The sequence below is a fragment of the Pseudomonas sp. QE6 genome, from assembly GCF_041379005.1.
Classification (GTDB): Bacteria; Pseudomonadota; Gammaproteobacteria; order Pseudomonadales; family Pseudomonadaceae; genus Pseudomonas.
Genome location: NZ_CP166873.1, coordinates 3941067 through 3954105 on the forward strand (window position 1 = coordinate 3941067; position 13039 = coordinate 3954105).

Consider the following 13039-nt stretch of genomic DNA (forward strand, 5'->3'; position numbering starts at 1 on the left):
GGAAACATCGAAGTGGAGCAGGGCAACGCCGCGCCTGCCCGGAACGGTGGTTCCGGACAGACACGGCGCAGGCGGGGGCTTATGCCTTCTCGGTCGCCTCCGTCAGCGCGGCGCGTACCAGCGGGTGCAGGTCGCCGTCGGGGTTTTGCTCCTGCCAGGCCGTCAGGTCGCGGCGCATGGCCGGCGTCCAGAAGCTCTGCAGATGCTGCTGGACACCGCGCACGGCTTGTGCGCGATCCGGTTCGCTGGCGAAGTACAGGCCGATCTGGTTGGCCATCTTGATCAGGTTCTCGATGCTCATCGGCGGGCCTCGGCTTTCTCCGCGTGGCGACGTTCCTTGAGCAGGCGCCGCTGTTCGTCACTGAACGACTGGAAGCGCTTCTGCCACTCGGAGGGCTCGTAGACACGCGTGACTTCCACCGCCGTGACCTTGTATTCCGGGCAGTTGGTGGCCCAGTCGGAGTTATCGGTGGTGATCACGTTGGCGCCGGATTCCGGGAAGTGGAAGGTCGTGTAGACCACGCCGGGCGCCACGCGCTCGCTGACCTTGGCGCGCAGTACCGTCTGCCCGGCGCGGCTGCCCACGCCGACCCAGTCGCCATTCTGGATGCCACGGGTCTCGGCGTCGCTGGGGTGGATCTCCAGGCGGTCTGCCTCGTGCCACGCGACGTTGTCGGTGCGCCGGGTCTGGGCGCCGACGTTGTACTGGCTGAGGATGCGCCCGGTGGTCAGCAGCAGCGGGTAGCGGGCGTTGACCTTCTCGTCGGTGGGCACGTAGCCGGTGAGCATGAAGCGTCCCTTGCCGCGCACGAACTCGTCGATGTGCATGGTCGGGGTGCCGTCGGGCGCGGCGTCGTTGCACGGCCACTGCAGGCTGCCGTGGCGGTCGATTTCTTCGTAGCTGACGCGGGTGAAGGTCGGCGTCAGGCGGGCGATCTCGTCCATGATCTGCGACGGGTGCGTGTAGTTCATCGGGTAGCCCAGGGCATTGGCCAGGGCCACGGTGCCTTCCCAGTCGGCCTTGCCGCCCAGCGGTTCCATCACCTTGCGAACGCGCGAGATGCGGCGTTCGGCGTTGGTGAAGGTGCCGTCCTTTTCGAGGAAGGAGCTGCCCGGCAGGAACACGTGGGCGAACTTCGCCGTCTCGTTGAGGAAGATGTCCTGCACTACCACGCACTCCATGGCCGACAGGGCGGCGGTGACGTGCTGGGTGTTGGGGTCGCTCTGGGCGATGTCTTCGCCCTGGCAGTACAGCGCCTTGAAGGTGCCGCCCAGGGCCGCCTCGAACATGTTGGGGATGCGCAGGCCCGGATCGGGCTGCAGGGTCACGCCCCAGGCCTGTTCGAACTGCGCGCGCACGGCCTCGTTGGAGACGTGGCGGTAGCCCGGCAACTCGTGGGGGAAGGAGCCCATGTCGCAGGAGCCCTGGACGTTGTTCTGGCCGCGCAGCGGGTTCACGCCGACGCCTTCGCGGCCGACGTTGCCGGTGGCCATGGCGAGGTTGGCGATGCCCATCACCGCGGTGCTGCCCTGGCTGTGCTCGGTGACGCCCAGGCCGTAGTAGATGGCCGCGTTGCCGCCGGTGGCGTAGAGGCGGGCGGCGGCGCGGATTTCTTCGGCGGGCACACCGCAGACCGGGCCGAGCACCTCGGGTGCGTTCTCCGGCAGGCTGACGAAATCGCGCCAGCGGGCGAATTCCGCCGCCTCGCAGCGGGCATCGACGAACTCCTGGTTGACCAGGCCTTCGGTGACGATGACGTGGGCCAGCGCGTTGAGCATGGCCACGTTGGTGCCGGGGCGCAGTTGCAGGTGCAGTTCGGCGCGGGCGTGGGGCGAGTCCACCAGGTCGATGCGCCGGGGGTCGATGACGATCAGTTGCGCGCCTTCACGCAGGCGGCGCTTGAGCTGGGAGCCGAACACGGGGTGGGCATCGGTGGGGTTGGCGCCCATCACCAGCACCACATCGGCCTGCATCACCGAGTCGAAGCTCTGGGTGCCGGCGGATTCGCCCAGGGTCTGCTTGAGGCCGTAACCGGTGGGCGAGTGGCAGACGCGGGCGCAGGTGTCGACGTTGTTGTTGCCAAACGCCGCGCGCACCAGTTTCTGCACCAGGTAGGTTTCTTCGTTGGTGCAGCGGCTGGAGGTGATGCCGCCGATGGAGTCGCGTCCGTATTTCTGCTGGATGCGGCGGAATTCGCTGGCCGCGTAGGTGACCGCCTCGTCCCAGCTGACCTCCTGCCAGGGGTCGCTGATGTGCTTGCGGATCATCGGCTTGGTGATGCGATCCGGGTGGGTGGCGTAGCCCCAGGCGAAGCGACCCTTGACGCAGGAGTGGCCGTGGTTGGCCTGGCCGTTCTTGTCCGGGACCATGCGTACCAGCTGGTTGCCCTTCATCTCGGCGCGGAAGGAGCAGCCCACGCCGCAGTAGGCGCAGGTGGTGATGACGCTGCGCTCGGGCTGGCCGATCTCGACCACGCTCTTTTCCATCAGCGTGGCGGTGGGGCAGGCCTGCACGCAGGCGCCACAGGAAACGCACTCGGAATCGAGGAAGTTCTCGCCGCCGGCTGCCGCCACGCGGGACTCGAAGCCGCGCCCGTCGATGGTCAGGGCGAAGGTGCCCTGGGTCTCTTCGCAGGCACGCACGCAGCGGTTGCAGACGATGCACTTGCTCGGGTCGTAGTCGAAGTAGGGGTTGGAGACGTCCTTCGTATCGCTCAGGTGGTTGGCGCCTTCGTAGCCGTAGCGCACTTCGCGCAAGCCCACCTGGCCGGCCACCGTCTGCAGTTCGCAGTTGCCGTTGGCCGGACAGGTCAGGCAGTCCAGCGGATGGTCGGAGATATACAGTTCCATGACGTTGCGCCGCAGGCTCGCCAGTTTCGGCGTCTGGGTGCGCACCACCATGCCTTCGGTCACCGGCGTGGTGCAGGAGGCCGGGTAGCCGCGCATGCCGTCGATTTCCACCAGGCACATGCGGCAGGAGCCGAAGGCTTCCAGGCTGTCGGTGGCGCAGAGCTTGGGAATGCTGGTGCCTGCCAGCGCCGCGGCGCGCATCACCGAGGTGCCGGCGGGGACGCTGATTTCGCGGCCGTCGATGCTCAGGCTGACCTGCACGTCGCTCTCGCGGGCCGGGGTGCCGAGGTCGATGTCGCTGCTGCTGGAGCTGGCGGGGTCGAAGTAGTTGATCATTGGTCGGCCTCCTGGGACTCCAGACCGAAGTCGGCGGGGAAGTGCTTGAGGGCGCTGGTCACGGGGAAGGCGGTCATGCCGCCAAGCGCGCAGAGCGAGCCGTAGGTCATGGTGTCGCAGAGATCCTTGAGCAGGATTACCTGCTCGTCCCGCGCCTGGGCGTCGGTCGCCGCCAGCAGGCGGTCGACGACCTCCACTCCACGGGTGGAACCAATGCGGCACGGCGTGCACTTGCCGCAGGATTCCTCGGCGCAGAACTGCAGGGCGAAGCGCGCCATCCGGGCCATGTCGAGGCTGTCGTCAGCCACCACCACACCGCCGTGGCCGAGCATCGCGCCCATGGCGGCGAAGGCTTCATAGTCCAGCGGCGTGTCGAACTGCGACGGTGGCACCCAGGCGCCCAGCGGACCGCCCACCTGCGCGGCCTTCAGCGGCCGGCCGGTGGCGGTGCCGCCGCCGTAGCCTTCCACCAGCTCGCGCAGAGTCAGGCCGAAGGCGCGCTCGACCAACCCGCCATGGCGGATGTTGCCGGCCAGCTGGAAGGGCATGGTGCCCAGCGAGCGGCCCATGCCGAAGTCGCGGTAGAACTGCGCGCCCTTGGCCAGGATGACCGGCACCGAGGCCAGGGTGAGCACGTTGTGCACCAGCGTCGGCAGCCCGAACAGGCCTTGCAGCGCCGGCAGCGGCGGCTTGGCGCGAACCACGCCGCGCTTGCCTTCGAGGGAATCCAGCAGGGCGGTTTCCTCGCCGCAGATGTAGGCGCCGGCGCCCATCCGTACTTCCAGGTCGAAGGCGTGGCCGCTGCCGCACACGTCCTCGCCCAGGTAGCCGGCGTCGCGGGCGATCTGGATGGCCAGGTTGAGGGCGGTGATGGAATCCGGGTACTCGGAGCGTACATAGATGTAGCCCAGGGTCGCGCCGACGGCGAGGCCGGCGATGGCCATGCCTTCGATCAGCAGGAAGGGATCGCCTTCCATCAGCATGCGGTCGGCGAAGGTGCCGGAGTCGCCTTCGTCGGCGTTGCACACCACGTATTTCCGGGCGGCCTGGGCGTCGCGCACGGTGCGCCACTTGATGCCGGCCGGGAAGGCCGCCCCGCCGCGACCGCGCAGGCCGGAGTCGAGCACTGCAGCGACCACCTCGGCGCCGTCCAGGCCGATGGCGCGGGTCAGGCCTTCGAAGCCGCCGTGGGCGCGATAGTCGTCCAGCGACAACGGCCGGGTGATGCCCGCGCGGGCGAACAGCAGACGCTGCTGGGTCTTCAGGTAGGGGATGTCTTCCACCTGACCGAGGGCGCGGGGATGGCTGGCGGGGTCACCGGCCAGGGCGTCGAGCAGAGCCGGAACCTCGGCTGCGGTGATGGGGCCGAAGCCCAGGCGGCCATCGGCGCTTTCCAGCTCGACCAGCGGCTCCAGCCAGTAGAGGCCGCGGGAGCTGGTGCGTTGCACCTGAATCGACAATTGACGACGCTCGGCCTCGGCGGCCAGCGCGGCGGCGACCTCGTCGGCGCCCACCGAGCGGGCGACCGAATCGCAGGAAACGAACAGCTTCAGCATGCTCCGTCCTCCAGGCAGCCGTTCACCAGCTCACGCAGGCGTTCGGGGGTGAGGCGTGCATGCACGCGGCCGTCCAGCTCCAGGGCCGGCGAGCAGGCGCAGGCGCCCAGGCAATACACCGGGCGCAGGGCGATCTGGCCGTCGGCGCTGGTACCGTGGTCGTCCAGCGCCAGTTGCTCGCGCAGCTGCGCGGCGAGGCCTTCGGCGCCCATGCTCTGGCATGACTCGGCCCGGCACAGGCGCAGGGTATGCCGGGCGGGCGGGGCGGTACGGAAATCGTGGTAGAAGCTGATCACCCCGCGCACCTCGGCGACGCTGAGGTTGAGGGCGTGGGCGATCTCGGGAACGGCGACATCGGGGATGTACCCGAGGCCGTCCTGGATGGCGTGGAGGATTGGCAGCAGGGCACCGGGAGTGGCCTTCTGGCGTTCCAGCACGTCGTGAATCAGGGGCAGGTGGAGCGAGTCATCAGACATTCAGCGAACCTCGACATCGCGAACGCGCCTGCCGTCCCCCGGCAGCGGTTCGGAACTCTTCGGCTGCGGCGTGCCGGCCACGTCACGGGCGCGTGGCTCTTCGGAGCGCCATTCTTGTTATCCGGCCAGGCATCTGGGCGCACCTGGTCCTTAACAGTATGGAAGCTTGCCATCCCCCCTGCCGGCGGATTGCACCTGAACGACACGTCGCATCCTGAAACCGACAGCGGGCCGTAGAGAGGCGCGGAGAGGGGGCGTTGACCGTCCGCGAGAGGAAAGAAATGCGCCTGCCGCAACCGCCGGAGCCGTCCAGGTCCTGTTCCGGCTTCGGCGGGTTGGCGAGGGCCGTCAGGCGTCGCGGTAGGTGCCTTTCTGCTTGGCGGCGTGGCTGGCCAGGGCGTCCATCAGCGGCGGCGACAGGCAGTCATAGGGTTCCAGGTGAAGCTCACGCAGGCGCTGGCGGATGGCTTCCATCTGCGAGGGCGGCGTGCCGCTCTCGATCACCGAGGAGACGAAGGCGGCGAACCCAGGCGCCGACCAGCCCTCCTGTGGGGAGAGTTCGGTGTGCACGAAGTCGAGGCCATAGAAGGCATGCCCCTTGTTTTCGATGCGGCCGAACAGGTGTACACCGCAGTCACGGCAGGCGTGCCGCTGGATGACGGCGTTCTCGTCGACGACCTGCAGCTTTTCAGGGTGGGCCACCACACTGACCTTGTCGCGCGGTACCACGGCGATCACCGCGAAGGTCGCCCCCGCCGGCTTCCAGCACTTGGTGCAACCGCAGGCGTGGTTGTGCAGGGTCTGGGCGCCGACCGCGACTTCCACCTTGTCGGTCGTGCACAGGCACTGCAGCGTGCCGCCGGCAAAGCCGGGCTGTTCCGGGCGGATGCCGTTGTCCACGGATGGATGAATGTGAATTTCGCTCATGTACGGGTTCCTCCTGGCGTTCGGTCCGGCAGGGAGGGCACAGCCACAGGCCGTGGCCAGGGCCCTGTCCGTCGAAAGGGATGACGGCGCATCAGGATGGGGCTGTGCATCAGACCGAAGGCCGTGTCGCTGCCTTCGAGGCCCAGGGTGGGTTTGCGGCGAGAGGAATAATGTGGCCTTCCATCGCGTCCTCCACCCTGCCGGGAAGCGGGGTGCGCCGCCGACAGCCGCCCCCTGTCCCGGCGGCCGCTAAGCCACAGGAGGAGACGGGGCGATCTTCGTTGCGGTGCCGGAGTCGCCGACAACGATCGACCGCCATCATTCACGATAGGTGAGTTTCAACGGGATACGGGCAGGGGGCGAAGGGAAAACCGGGGGAGGGTCCACAGGCGTGGATGGACGGTGCGGCGCGGATAGGGTAGGAACCACCGGCAGCCGGGAGCGGCGCGCCGGTGTTGCGGGGTTACTGCGGCTCGACGCTGACAGCGACGGCGGAGGTGATGCGCAACACGACCTGGCGGCCGATGTAGTCGGGTTTCATTTCCACGTCGGGGCGAACCTTGACGGTGTGCAGGCCGCCGTCGGCGAGCTGCAGGGTGGCGGTGCGCTGGGTGGTGTCGAGGGATTTGACCAGGGCCGTGATCTCGATGGTGTCGGCCGAGACCATGGCCGGCTTCGCGCCGAGCTGCGAGGTGGCCAGCATGCCGGCGGCGCCGTCCACGGCGGCTTCGCCGGGCTTGCGCAGGTAGACCACGCGCTCCATGACCACGGCTGCCTTGACCCGGTCACCGACCTTGAGCTGGTTGAAGTTGCGCATCTCCGGCGGCGCCTGGATGGTGCGGCTGTTGCCCTGGTCGTCCTTGAGGGTGAAGGTGCGCTTGCCTGCGTCGATGGCCGAAACGGTGGCCTGCAGCTCCTCCGTCTCGGTGATCGCGCCGCCCGGTACGCCCTTGGCAACGGTCTCGCTGCGGTCGTACTCGGTGTTCAGCGGCTTGTCGGCCTGGGTCTGGCAGCCGACCAGCACAGCGGCGGCCAGCGGCAGGAAGAGAAAACGGGATGCACTCATGGCGGGTCCTTGCTTCATGGTGTTTGAGGTTCGGTTTCGCGGATCTGGTAGATGGCGTCGTCGGGACGCATCGGCGTCACGCGGATCAGGTAGCTGGGGCCGGGGTTGCCGAGCATCATCTCGTTCAGGTTGAAGCGCACGTCGAGCTTCAGGTACTTGATCTCGCCCGGTGCGATGCTGAAGGTCTGCTTGATGTCGCGGGGTTCCCAGCTCGCCTTGCGGGTCAGGCCGGTCAGGCGCAGGTTGTGGTTGCCCGGCGCCAGCTCGATGCGCCGATAGGAATTGAACTCGAGCGTACCGACGCTCTGTTCGTCGATCAGGACGTCCGGGTAGGAGAAGCGCAGGGGCTGTCGGCCCGGATTATCGGCCTTGGGGCGGAACAGGTAGAGGGTCGCGCGATCCGGAGTGCTGGGGGGAATGGGTTCGAAATAGCCCGGGCCGCTGCAGCCCGTGAGTGGAAGCAGGAAGACAAGGAGAAAGGAGAGCCGGCGCATGACGGTCCTTCGTGGCGGCCTGGATCGGCGCAGCGTAGCAGAGCCCCCGAACGTCGTTCAATGCACGCTCGCTCGATTGTTGAGGCCCAGTTGGAAATTGCCCGTCCGTCGACTTGAACGGGAACCGGCGAGCCGCTGATTTCACCAGACATGCTCGATATAGAGCGTCTGTTGTCCGTTCAGATCTGGCCGGCGGGTGTCGTGACCGTGGCGGCGGAGGGGGATAGTCCATTTGGACGAGGCGATACGTCGCACCTTTTTCATAGTCTCGAACCACCCCTGGTTCTCCCTGAAGGGCGGTGAAGGCAATGAAAACAAAAAAAATCTGCCTGGCTGCGGTTCTCTGTGCATTCTGCGCGGCCTATGTCCTGCTACTGGTCCAGCCCAAGCCGGCTGCCCTGGCCAGTACCGTCTACTGCAACGCCAGCTACCCCAGCTGCTACGTGCCGGTTCCTTCCATCAGCCGGCTGTTGCCCTGATCGCCGACATCCATCGCCTGCATCGTCTGGATGCACGGCTGCTTGCGCGGCGTTTTCCTCCGAGCGATGCAGGGCGCAGTCGCCCGTGACTGAGCCCGTGCGCGGCCGCTATCGCCTGCGCCAGGCGACGCATCGACGTCGAGCCGGGGCGGCACTCGCCTGCTGAATGCTGACGGATTCGCTCCGCTTCGAGCGCTGATTTGCGCTGCGCCTGGATAACTGCCGCACGGCAGGAACCATATCCCTCGCAACCGAGTGCCCATGGAGTGATGCCGAGCTTCTGCTGCGTCACCTCGTCTGGTTCGCGTCCCGTTCCCTGAATTTTCCCATGATTATTTTTGTTAACTAACTGAGTAGCCTCGCGAAGTGCATTGTCGGTGGTCAGCTCGTTCTGGCAATTCAGTGCTGAGTTTTTCATCCATGGCGCCTGCCAAGACAGATGCTTGCGTCAAACGAACTGGCAAATTTAGTTAATTGACATAACTAATTTGGCAGGATAGTTTTCCCCTCACCAAGCCAATCAGGAACGCAGGTGAGACATGAACAAGTACGAAGGCCGCTGGCAGACCGTAACCGTGGAAGTGGAGGGCGGCATCGCCTGGGTTACCCTGAACCGTCCGGAGAAGCGCAACGCCATGAGCCCCACGCTCAACCGCGAGATGCGCGACGTGCTGGAAACCGTGGAGCAGGATGGCGACGCGCGTGTGCTGGTGCTGACTGGCGCCGGCACGGCCTGGACCGCGGGCATGGACCTGAAGGAATACTTCCGGGAAGTGGACGCCGGTCCGGAGATCCTCCAGGAACGTATCCGCCGCGACGCCTCCGAATGGCAGTGGAAGCTACTGCGCCTGTACTCCAAGCCGACCATCGCCATGGTCAACGGCTGGTGCTTCGGCGGTGGTTTCAGCCCGCTGGTGGCGTGCGACCTGGCCATCGCCGCGGACGAGGCGGTGTTCGGCCTGTCCGAGATCAACTGGGGCATCCCGCCGGGCAACCTGGTCAGCAAGGCCATGGCCGACACCGTGGGCCACCGCGAGTCGCTGTACTACATCATGACCGGCAAGACCTTCGATGGCCGCAAGGCTGCCGAGATGGGCCTGGTCAACCGCAGCGTGCCGCTGGCGCAACTGCGCGAGGCGGTGCTGGAACTGGCCGCCGACCTGCTGGACAAGAACCCGGTGGTGCTGCGCGCGGCGAAGAACGGCTTCAAGCGCTGCCGCGAGCTGACCTGGGAGCAGAACGAGGACTACCTCTACGCCAAGCTCGACCAGGCCCAGCTGCGCGACCCGGAGCATGGCCGCGAGCAGGGCCTCAAGCAATTCCTCGACGAAAAGAGCATCAAGCCGGGCCTCCAGGCCTACCGCCGCTGAGCCGCCGCCGCGGGGCGAATGCCCCGCGGCCAGAACAACGACAAGAGGAATCGCTGCATGAACGAAGTCTCGCTGTTGATCGGCGGACGGGCCTTGCCTGCCAGCAACGGACGCACCTTCACCCGGCTCGACCCGCTGACGGGCGCGCCGGCCAGCGTCGCGGCCGCCGCCACCCCCGACGATGCCGATGCCGCCGTAGCCGCCGCCGCTGCGGCATTTCCCGCCTGGTCCGCGCTGGGCCCCGGCGAGCGTCGCACGCGCCTGCTGGAAGCGGCGCGGCTGATGGAAGCGCGCAGCGCCGAGTTCGTCGCCGCCGGCGCCCGTGAAACTGGCGCCATGGCCAACTGGTACGGCTTCAACGTGCACCTGGCCGCCGGCATCCTGCGCGAGGCGGCCGGCATGACCACCCAGGTGCTGGGCGAGGTGATCCCCTCCGATGTGCCCGGCTCGCTGTCCATGGCCATGCGCCAACCGGTGGGCGTCGTGCTCGGCATCGCCCCCTGGAACGCCCCGGTGATTCTCGCCACCCGCGCGGTGGCGATGGCCCTGGCATGCGGCAACACGGTGGTGCTCAAGGCGTCCGAACAGTGCCCGGCGGTACACCGGCTGATCGGCCAGGTGCTGCATGACGCGGGCCTGGGCGATGGCGTGGTCAACGTGCTGAGCAACGCCCCGGAAGACGCCGCCGCACTGGTCGACCGGCTGATCGCCAACCCGGCGGTCAAGCGCGTCAACTTCACCGGCTCGACCCGCGTCGGACGCATCATCGGCGAGCTCAGCGCGCGTCACCTCAAGCCCGCGTTGCTGGAGCTGGGCGGCAAGGCGCCGCTGCTGGTGCTGGACGATGCCGATCTGGACGCCGCCGTTGAGGCTGCTGCCTTCGGTGGCTACTTCAACCAGGGGCAGATCTGCATGTCCACCGAGCGGGTCATCGTCGATGCGCGCCTGGCCGATGCCTTCGTCGAACGCCTGGCGAAGAAGACCGCCAGCCTGCGCGCCGGCCATCCCGCTGCGCCGGACTCGGTGCTTGGCAGCCTGGTGGACGAAGCCTCCGCCCGGCGCATTCGCGCGCTGATCGACGACGCGGTGGAGAAGGGCGCACGCCTGCTCTGCGGCGGTGAATGCGAGGGCGCGGTGATGCAGCCGGCGCTGCTGGACGGGGTGACACCGGACATGCGCCTGTATGCCGAGGAGTCCTTCGGCCCGGTGCTTTCGGTGATTCGCGTGGACGGCGACGAGGAAGCCCTGCGGGTGGCCAACGACAGCGAGTACGGCTTGTCGGCGGCGATCTTCAGCCGCGACCAGGCCCGCGCACTGAACCTGGCGCGGCGCGTCGAATCGGGTATCTGCCATATCAACGGCCCGACCGTCCACGACGAGGCGCAGATACCTTTCGGTGGCGTCAAGGCCAGCGGTTACGGTAGCTTCGGCAGCCGCGCCGCGCTCGATCACTTCACCCAGCTGCGCTGGATCACCCTGCAGACCACGCCGCGCCACTATCCAATCTGAGTTTCCGATCCGAGCGCCCGGCAGGACGCCGAGCAGAACAAGAACAAGATTTCCGCCGCCGCGCCGAAGGGCCCGGCGGCGTGTCTCGATGGAGAACACTCCATGAACCTCGAATCCAATTCCCGGTCGCGTTATCGACCGGTCGCCATCGGCCATCCCGAAGTGGAAGTCCGGCGCGAGGCCGACGGCACCCTCTACATGCAGGCCCGCGAAGCGCTGGAGCCGCTGCCCGAACGCCTGCTGGAACGCCTGCAACTGTGGGCCGTCGAGCGGCCGCAACAGACCTTCGTCGCCGCCCGCGACGAATCCGGACAGTGGCGCCGCATCAGCTACGCGCAGATGCTCGACAGCACCCGGCGTATCGCCCAGAACCTGCTGGCCTATGGGCTCGGCCCCGAGCGTCCTTTGCTGATCCTCTCAGGCAACGACCTGGAGCACCTGCAACTGGCCTTCGGCGCGCTGTACGCCGGCATTCCCTATTGCCCGGTGTCGCCGGCCTATTCGCTGGTCTCCCAGGACCTGGCCAAGCTGCGCCATATCGTCGACCTGTTGCAGCCGGGCCTGGTGTTCGCCGCCGACTCCGTACCGTTCCGCCGTGCCGTCGAAACCGTGATCGATGCCCAGGTGCCGCTGCTGTTCGGCCGGGGCGAGATCGCCGGCCGGCAGTGCCGCGCCTTCGCCGACCTGTTGCAGGCCGGGGATTGCGCCGAGGCGGACGCCGCCTTCGCCGCCACCGATGGCGACACCATCGCCAAGTTCCTCTTCACCTCCGGCTCGACCAAGCTGCCCAAGGCGGTGCCCACCACCCAGCGCATGCTCTGCGCCAACCAGCAGATGCTGTTGCAGACCTTCCCCGAGTTCGCCAGGGAGGCGCCGGTGCTGGTGGACTGGCTGCCGTGGAACCACACCTTCGGCGGCAGCCACAACCTCGGCATCGTGCTCTACAACGGCGGCAGCTTCTACATCGATGGCGGCCGCCCGACGCCCCAGGGCTTCGCCGAAACGCTGCGCAACCTCAAGGAAATCTCGCCCACCGCCTACCTCACCGTACCGCGCGGCTGGGAGGAACTGGCCGGGGCGCTGGAGCGCGACGCGCAACTGCGGGAGAGTTTCTTCGCCCGCATCCGCCTGTTCTTCTTTGCCGCCGCCGGGTTGTCCCAGGACATCTGGGACCGCCTCGACCGCCTGGCCGAGGCCCATTGCGGCGAACGCATCCGCATGATGGCCGGCCTGGGCATGACCGAGGCGGCGCCGTCCTGCACCTTCACCACCGGCCCGCTCTCCGTGGCGGGCTACGTGGGGCTGCCGGCGCCGGGTTGCGAGGTCAAGCTGGTGCCGCTGGAGGGCAAGCTGGAAGCGCGCTACCGGGGCCCGAACCTGATGCGCGGCTACTGGCGCAGCCCCGAGCAGAACGCCGACGTCTTCGACGAGGAAGGCTTCTACCGCTCCGGCGACGCCCTGCGCCTGGCGGACGAGGCCAATCCGCAACTGGGCCTGATGTTCGATGGCCGCCTGGCCGAGGACTTCAAGCTGTCCTCCGGCGTGTTCGTCAACGTCGGCCCGCTGCGCACCCGCGCGGTGCTCGCCGGGGCGCGCTACGTGCAGGATGTGGTGGTGCTGGCGCCCAATCGCCCGAGCCTTGGACTGCTGGTGTTCCCGCGCATGGCCGAGTGCCGTGTGCTGGCTGGCCTGGGGGCAGATGCCAGCGATGCCCGGGTGCTTGGCAGCGTGCAAGTGCGCGCCTGGTTCAGCGAGTGGCTGGGGCAACTCAACCGGGAGGCGACCGGCAACGCGAACTTCTTCGGCTGGGCCGCGCTGCTCGATGAGGCTCCATCCATCGATTGCGGTGAAATCACCGACAAGGGTTCGCTGAACCAGCGCGCCATCCTGGCCTCGCGGGCCGAGCTGATCGAAGGCCTGTACCGGGGTGAAGATGCACGGTTGATCCCCGCGCCCTGAGCCTGAGCGAACGAAAC

At 67.5% G+C, this 13039-nt stretch carries 12 protein-coding genes; 4 read left to right on the forward strand and 8 right to left on the reverse strand.

What is annotated here, in order from left to right:
- Positions 1-79 precede the first annotated feature (79 nt).
- From ACAW63_RS18195 to ACAW63_RS18225, 7 genes are all read right to left on the reverse strand, one after another.
- Positions 80-301, reverse strand: a complete 222-nt coding sequence (locus ACAW63_RS18195) for a formate dehydrogenase subunit delta (protein WP_371227442.1) — start codon at positions 299-301, stop codon at positions 80-82.
- Positions 298-3186 (reverse strand): formate dehydrogenase subunit alpha, encoded by a 2889-nt coding sequence (gene fdhF, locus ACAW63_RS18200; protein ID WP_371227444.1) that lies wholly within the window; start codon positions 3184-3186, stop codon positions 298-300. The genes ACAW63_RS18195 and fdhF overlap by 4 nt, the downstream gene beginning before the upstream one ends.
- Positions 3183-4742, reverse strand: a complete 1560-nt coding sequence (locus ACAW63_RS18205; protein ID WP_371227446.1) for a formate dehydrogenase beta subunit — start codon at positions 4740-4742, stop codon at positions 3183-3185. Before ACAW63_RS18205 ends, fdhF begins: the two co-directional genes overlap by 4 nt.
- Positions 4736-5218, reverse strand: a complete 483-nt coding sequence (locus tag ACAW63_RS18210; RefSeq protein WP_275607173.1) for a formate dehydrogenase subunit gamma — start codon at positions 5216-5218, stop codon at positions 4736-4738. The genes ACAW63_RS18205 and ACAW63_RS18210 overlap by 7 nt, the downstream gene beginning before the upstream one ends.
- 348 nt (positions 5219-5566) lie before the next feature.
- Positions 5567-6145 (reverse strand): S-(hydroxymethyl)glutathione synthase, encoded by a 579-nt coding sequence (gene gfa / locus ACAW63_RS18215; RefSeq protein ID WP_371227449.1) that lies wholly within the window; start codon positions 6143-6145, stop codon positions 5567-5569.
- A gap of 463 nt (positions 6146-6608) precedes the next feature.
- Positions 6609-7211: a hypothetical protein gene (locus tag ACAW63_RS18220; protein WP_371227451.1), complete on the reverse strand. Its 603-nt coding sequence runs from the start codon at positions 7209-7211 to the stop codon at positions 6609-6611.
- A gap of 14 nt (positions 7212-7225) precedes the next feature.
- The gene (locus tag ACAW63_RS18225) at positions 7226-7705 is read right to left on the reverse strand and encodes a hypothetical protein (RefSeq protein ID WP_371227453.1); all 480 of its coding nucleotides are present in this window, start codon (positions 7703-7705) and stop codon (positions 7226-7228) included.
- A 308-nt stretch (positions 7706-8013) separates the two neighbouring features.
- Here ACAW63_RS18225 and ACAW63_RS18230 point away from each other — a divergent pair, with 308 nt between their 5' ends.
- A complete protein-coding gene (locus tag ACAW63_RS18230; RefSeq protein ID WP_275607169.1) occupies positions 8014-8184 on the forward strand; it encodes a hypothetical protein in 171 nt (56 codons plus the stop codon).
- Here the strand turns inward: ACAW63_RS18230 and ACAW63_RS18235 are convergent.
- Positions 8165-8602: a hypothetical protein gene (locus ACAW63_RS18235; protein ID WP_371227455.1), complete on the reverse strand. Its 438-nt coding sequence runs from the start codon at positions 8600-8602 to the stop codon at positions 8165-8167. The genes ACAW63_RS18230 and ACAW63_RS18235 overlap by 20 nt on opposite strands.
- 121 nt (positions 8603-8723) lie before the next feature.
- Here ACAW63_RS18235 and ACAW63_RS18240 point away from each other — a divergent pair, with 121 nt between their 5' ends.
- The 3 genes from ACAW63_RS18240 (at position 8724) to ACAW63_RS18250 (ending at position 13022) form a co-directional block, all read left to right on the forward strand.
- Positions 8724-9554, forward strand: a complete 831-nt coding sequence (locus tag ACAW63_RS18240) for a p-hydroxycinnamoyl CoA hydratase/lyase (RefSeq protein WP_275607168.1) — start codon at positions 8724-8726, stop codon at positions 9552-9554.
- Between the two features lie 57 nt (positions 9555-9611).
- Complete coding sequence (locus ACAW63_RS18245; protein WP_371227457.1) at positions 9612-11063, forward strand: aldehyde dehydrogenase; 1452 nt, start codon at positions 9612-9614, stop codon at positions 11061-11063.
- Between the two features lie 102 nt (positions 11064-11165).
- Positions 11166-13022: a feruloyl-CoA synthase gene (locus ACAW63_RS18250; RefSeq protein WP_331320143.1), complete on the forward strand. Its 1857-nt coding sequence runs from the start codon at positions 11166-11168 to the stop codon at positions 13020-13022.
- Positions 13023-13039: the final 17 nt, after the last annotated feature.

Bases quoted from the DNA above. Each gene is read 5' to 3' on its own strand.
- ACAW63_RS18195 (WP_371227442.1), bottom strand. From the start codon at position 301: ATGAGCATCGAGAACCTGATCAAGATGGCCAACCAGATCGGCCTGTAC.
- fdhF (WP_371227444.1), bottom strand. From the start codon at position 3,186: ATGATCAACTACTTCGACCCCGCCAGCTCCAGCAGCAGCGACATCGAC.
- ACAW63_RS18205 (WP_371227446.1), bottom strand. From the start codon at position 4,742: ATGCTGAAGCTGTTCGTTTCCTGCGATTCGGTCGCCCGCTCGGTGGGC.
- ACAW63_RS18210 (WP_275607173.1), bottom strand. From the start codon at position 5,218: ATGTCTGATGACTCGCTCCACCTGCCCCTGATTCACGACGTGCTGGAA.
- gfa (WP_371227449.1), bottom strand. From the start codon at position 6,145: ATGAGCGAAATTCACATTCATCCATCCGTGGACAACGGCATCCGCCCG.
- ACAW63_RS18220 (WP_371227451.1), bottom strand. From the start codon at position 7,211: ATGAGTGCATCCCGTTTTCTCTTCCTGCCGCTGGCCGCCGCTGTGCTG.
- ACAW63_RS18225 (WP_371227453.1), bottom strand. From the start codon at position 7,705: ATGCGCCGGCTCTCCTTTCTCCTTGTCTTCCTGCTTCCACTCACGGGC.
- ACAW63_RS18230 (WP_275607169.1), top strand. From the start codon at position 8,014: ATGAAAACAAAAAAAATCTGCCTGGCTGCGGTTCTCTGTGCATTCTGC.
- ACAW63_RS18235 (WP_371227455.1), bottom strand. From the start codon at position 8,602: ATGAAAAACTCAGCACTGAATTGCCAGAACGAGCTGACCACCGACAAT.
- ACAW63_RS18240 (WP_275607168.1), top strand. From the start codon at position 8,724: ATGAACAAGTACGAAGGCCGCTGGCAGACCGTAACCGTGGAAGTGGAG.
- ACAW63_RS18245 (WP_371227457.1), top strand. From the start codon at position 9,612: ATGAACGAAGTCTCGCTGTTGATCGGCGGACGGGCCTTGCCTGCCAGC.
- ACAW63_RS18250 (WP_331320143.1), top strand. From the start codon at position 11,166: ATGAACCTCGAATCCAATTCCCGGTCGCGTTATCGACCGGTCGCCATC.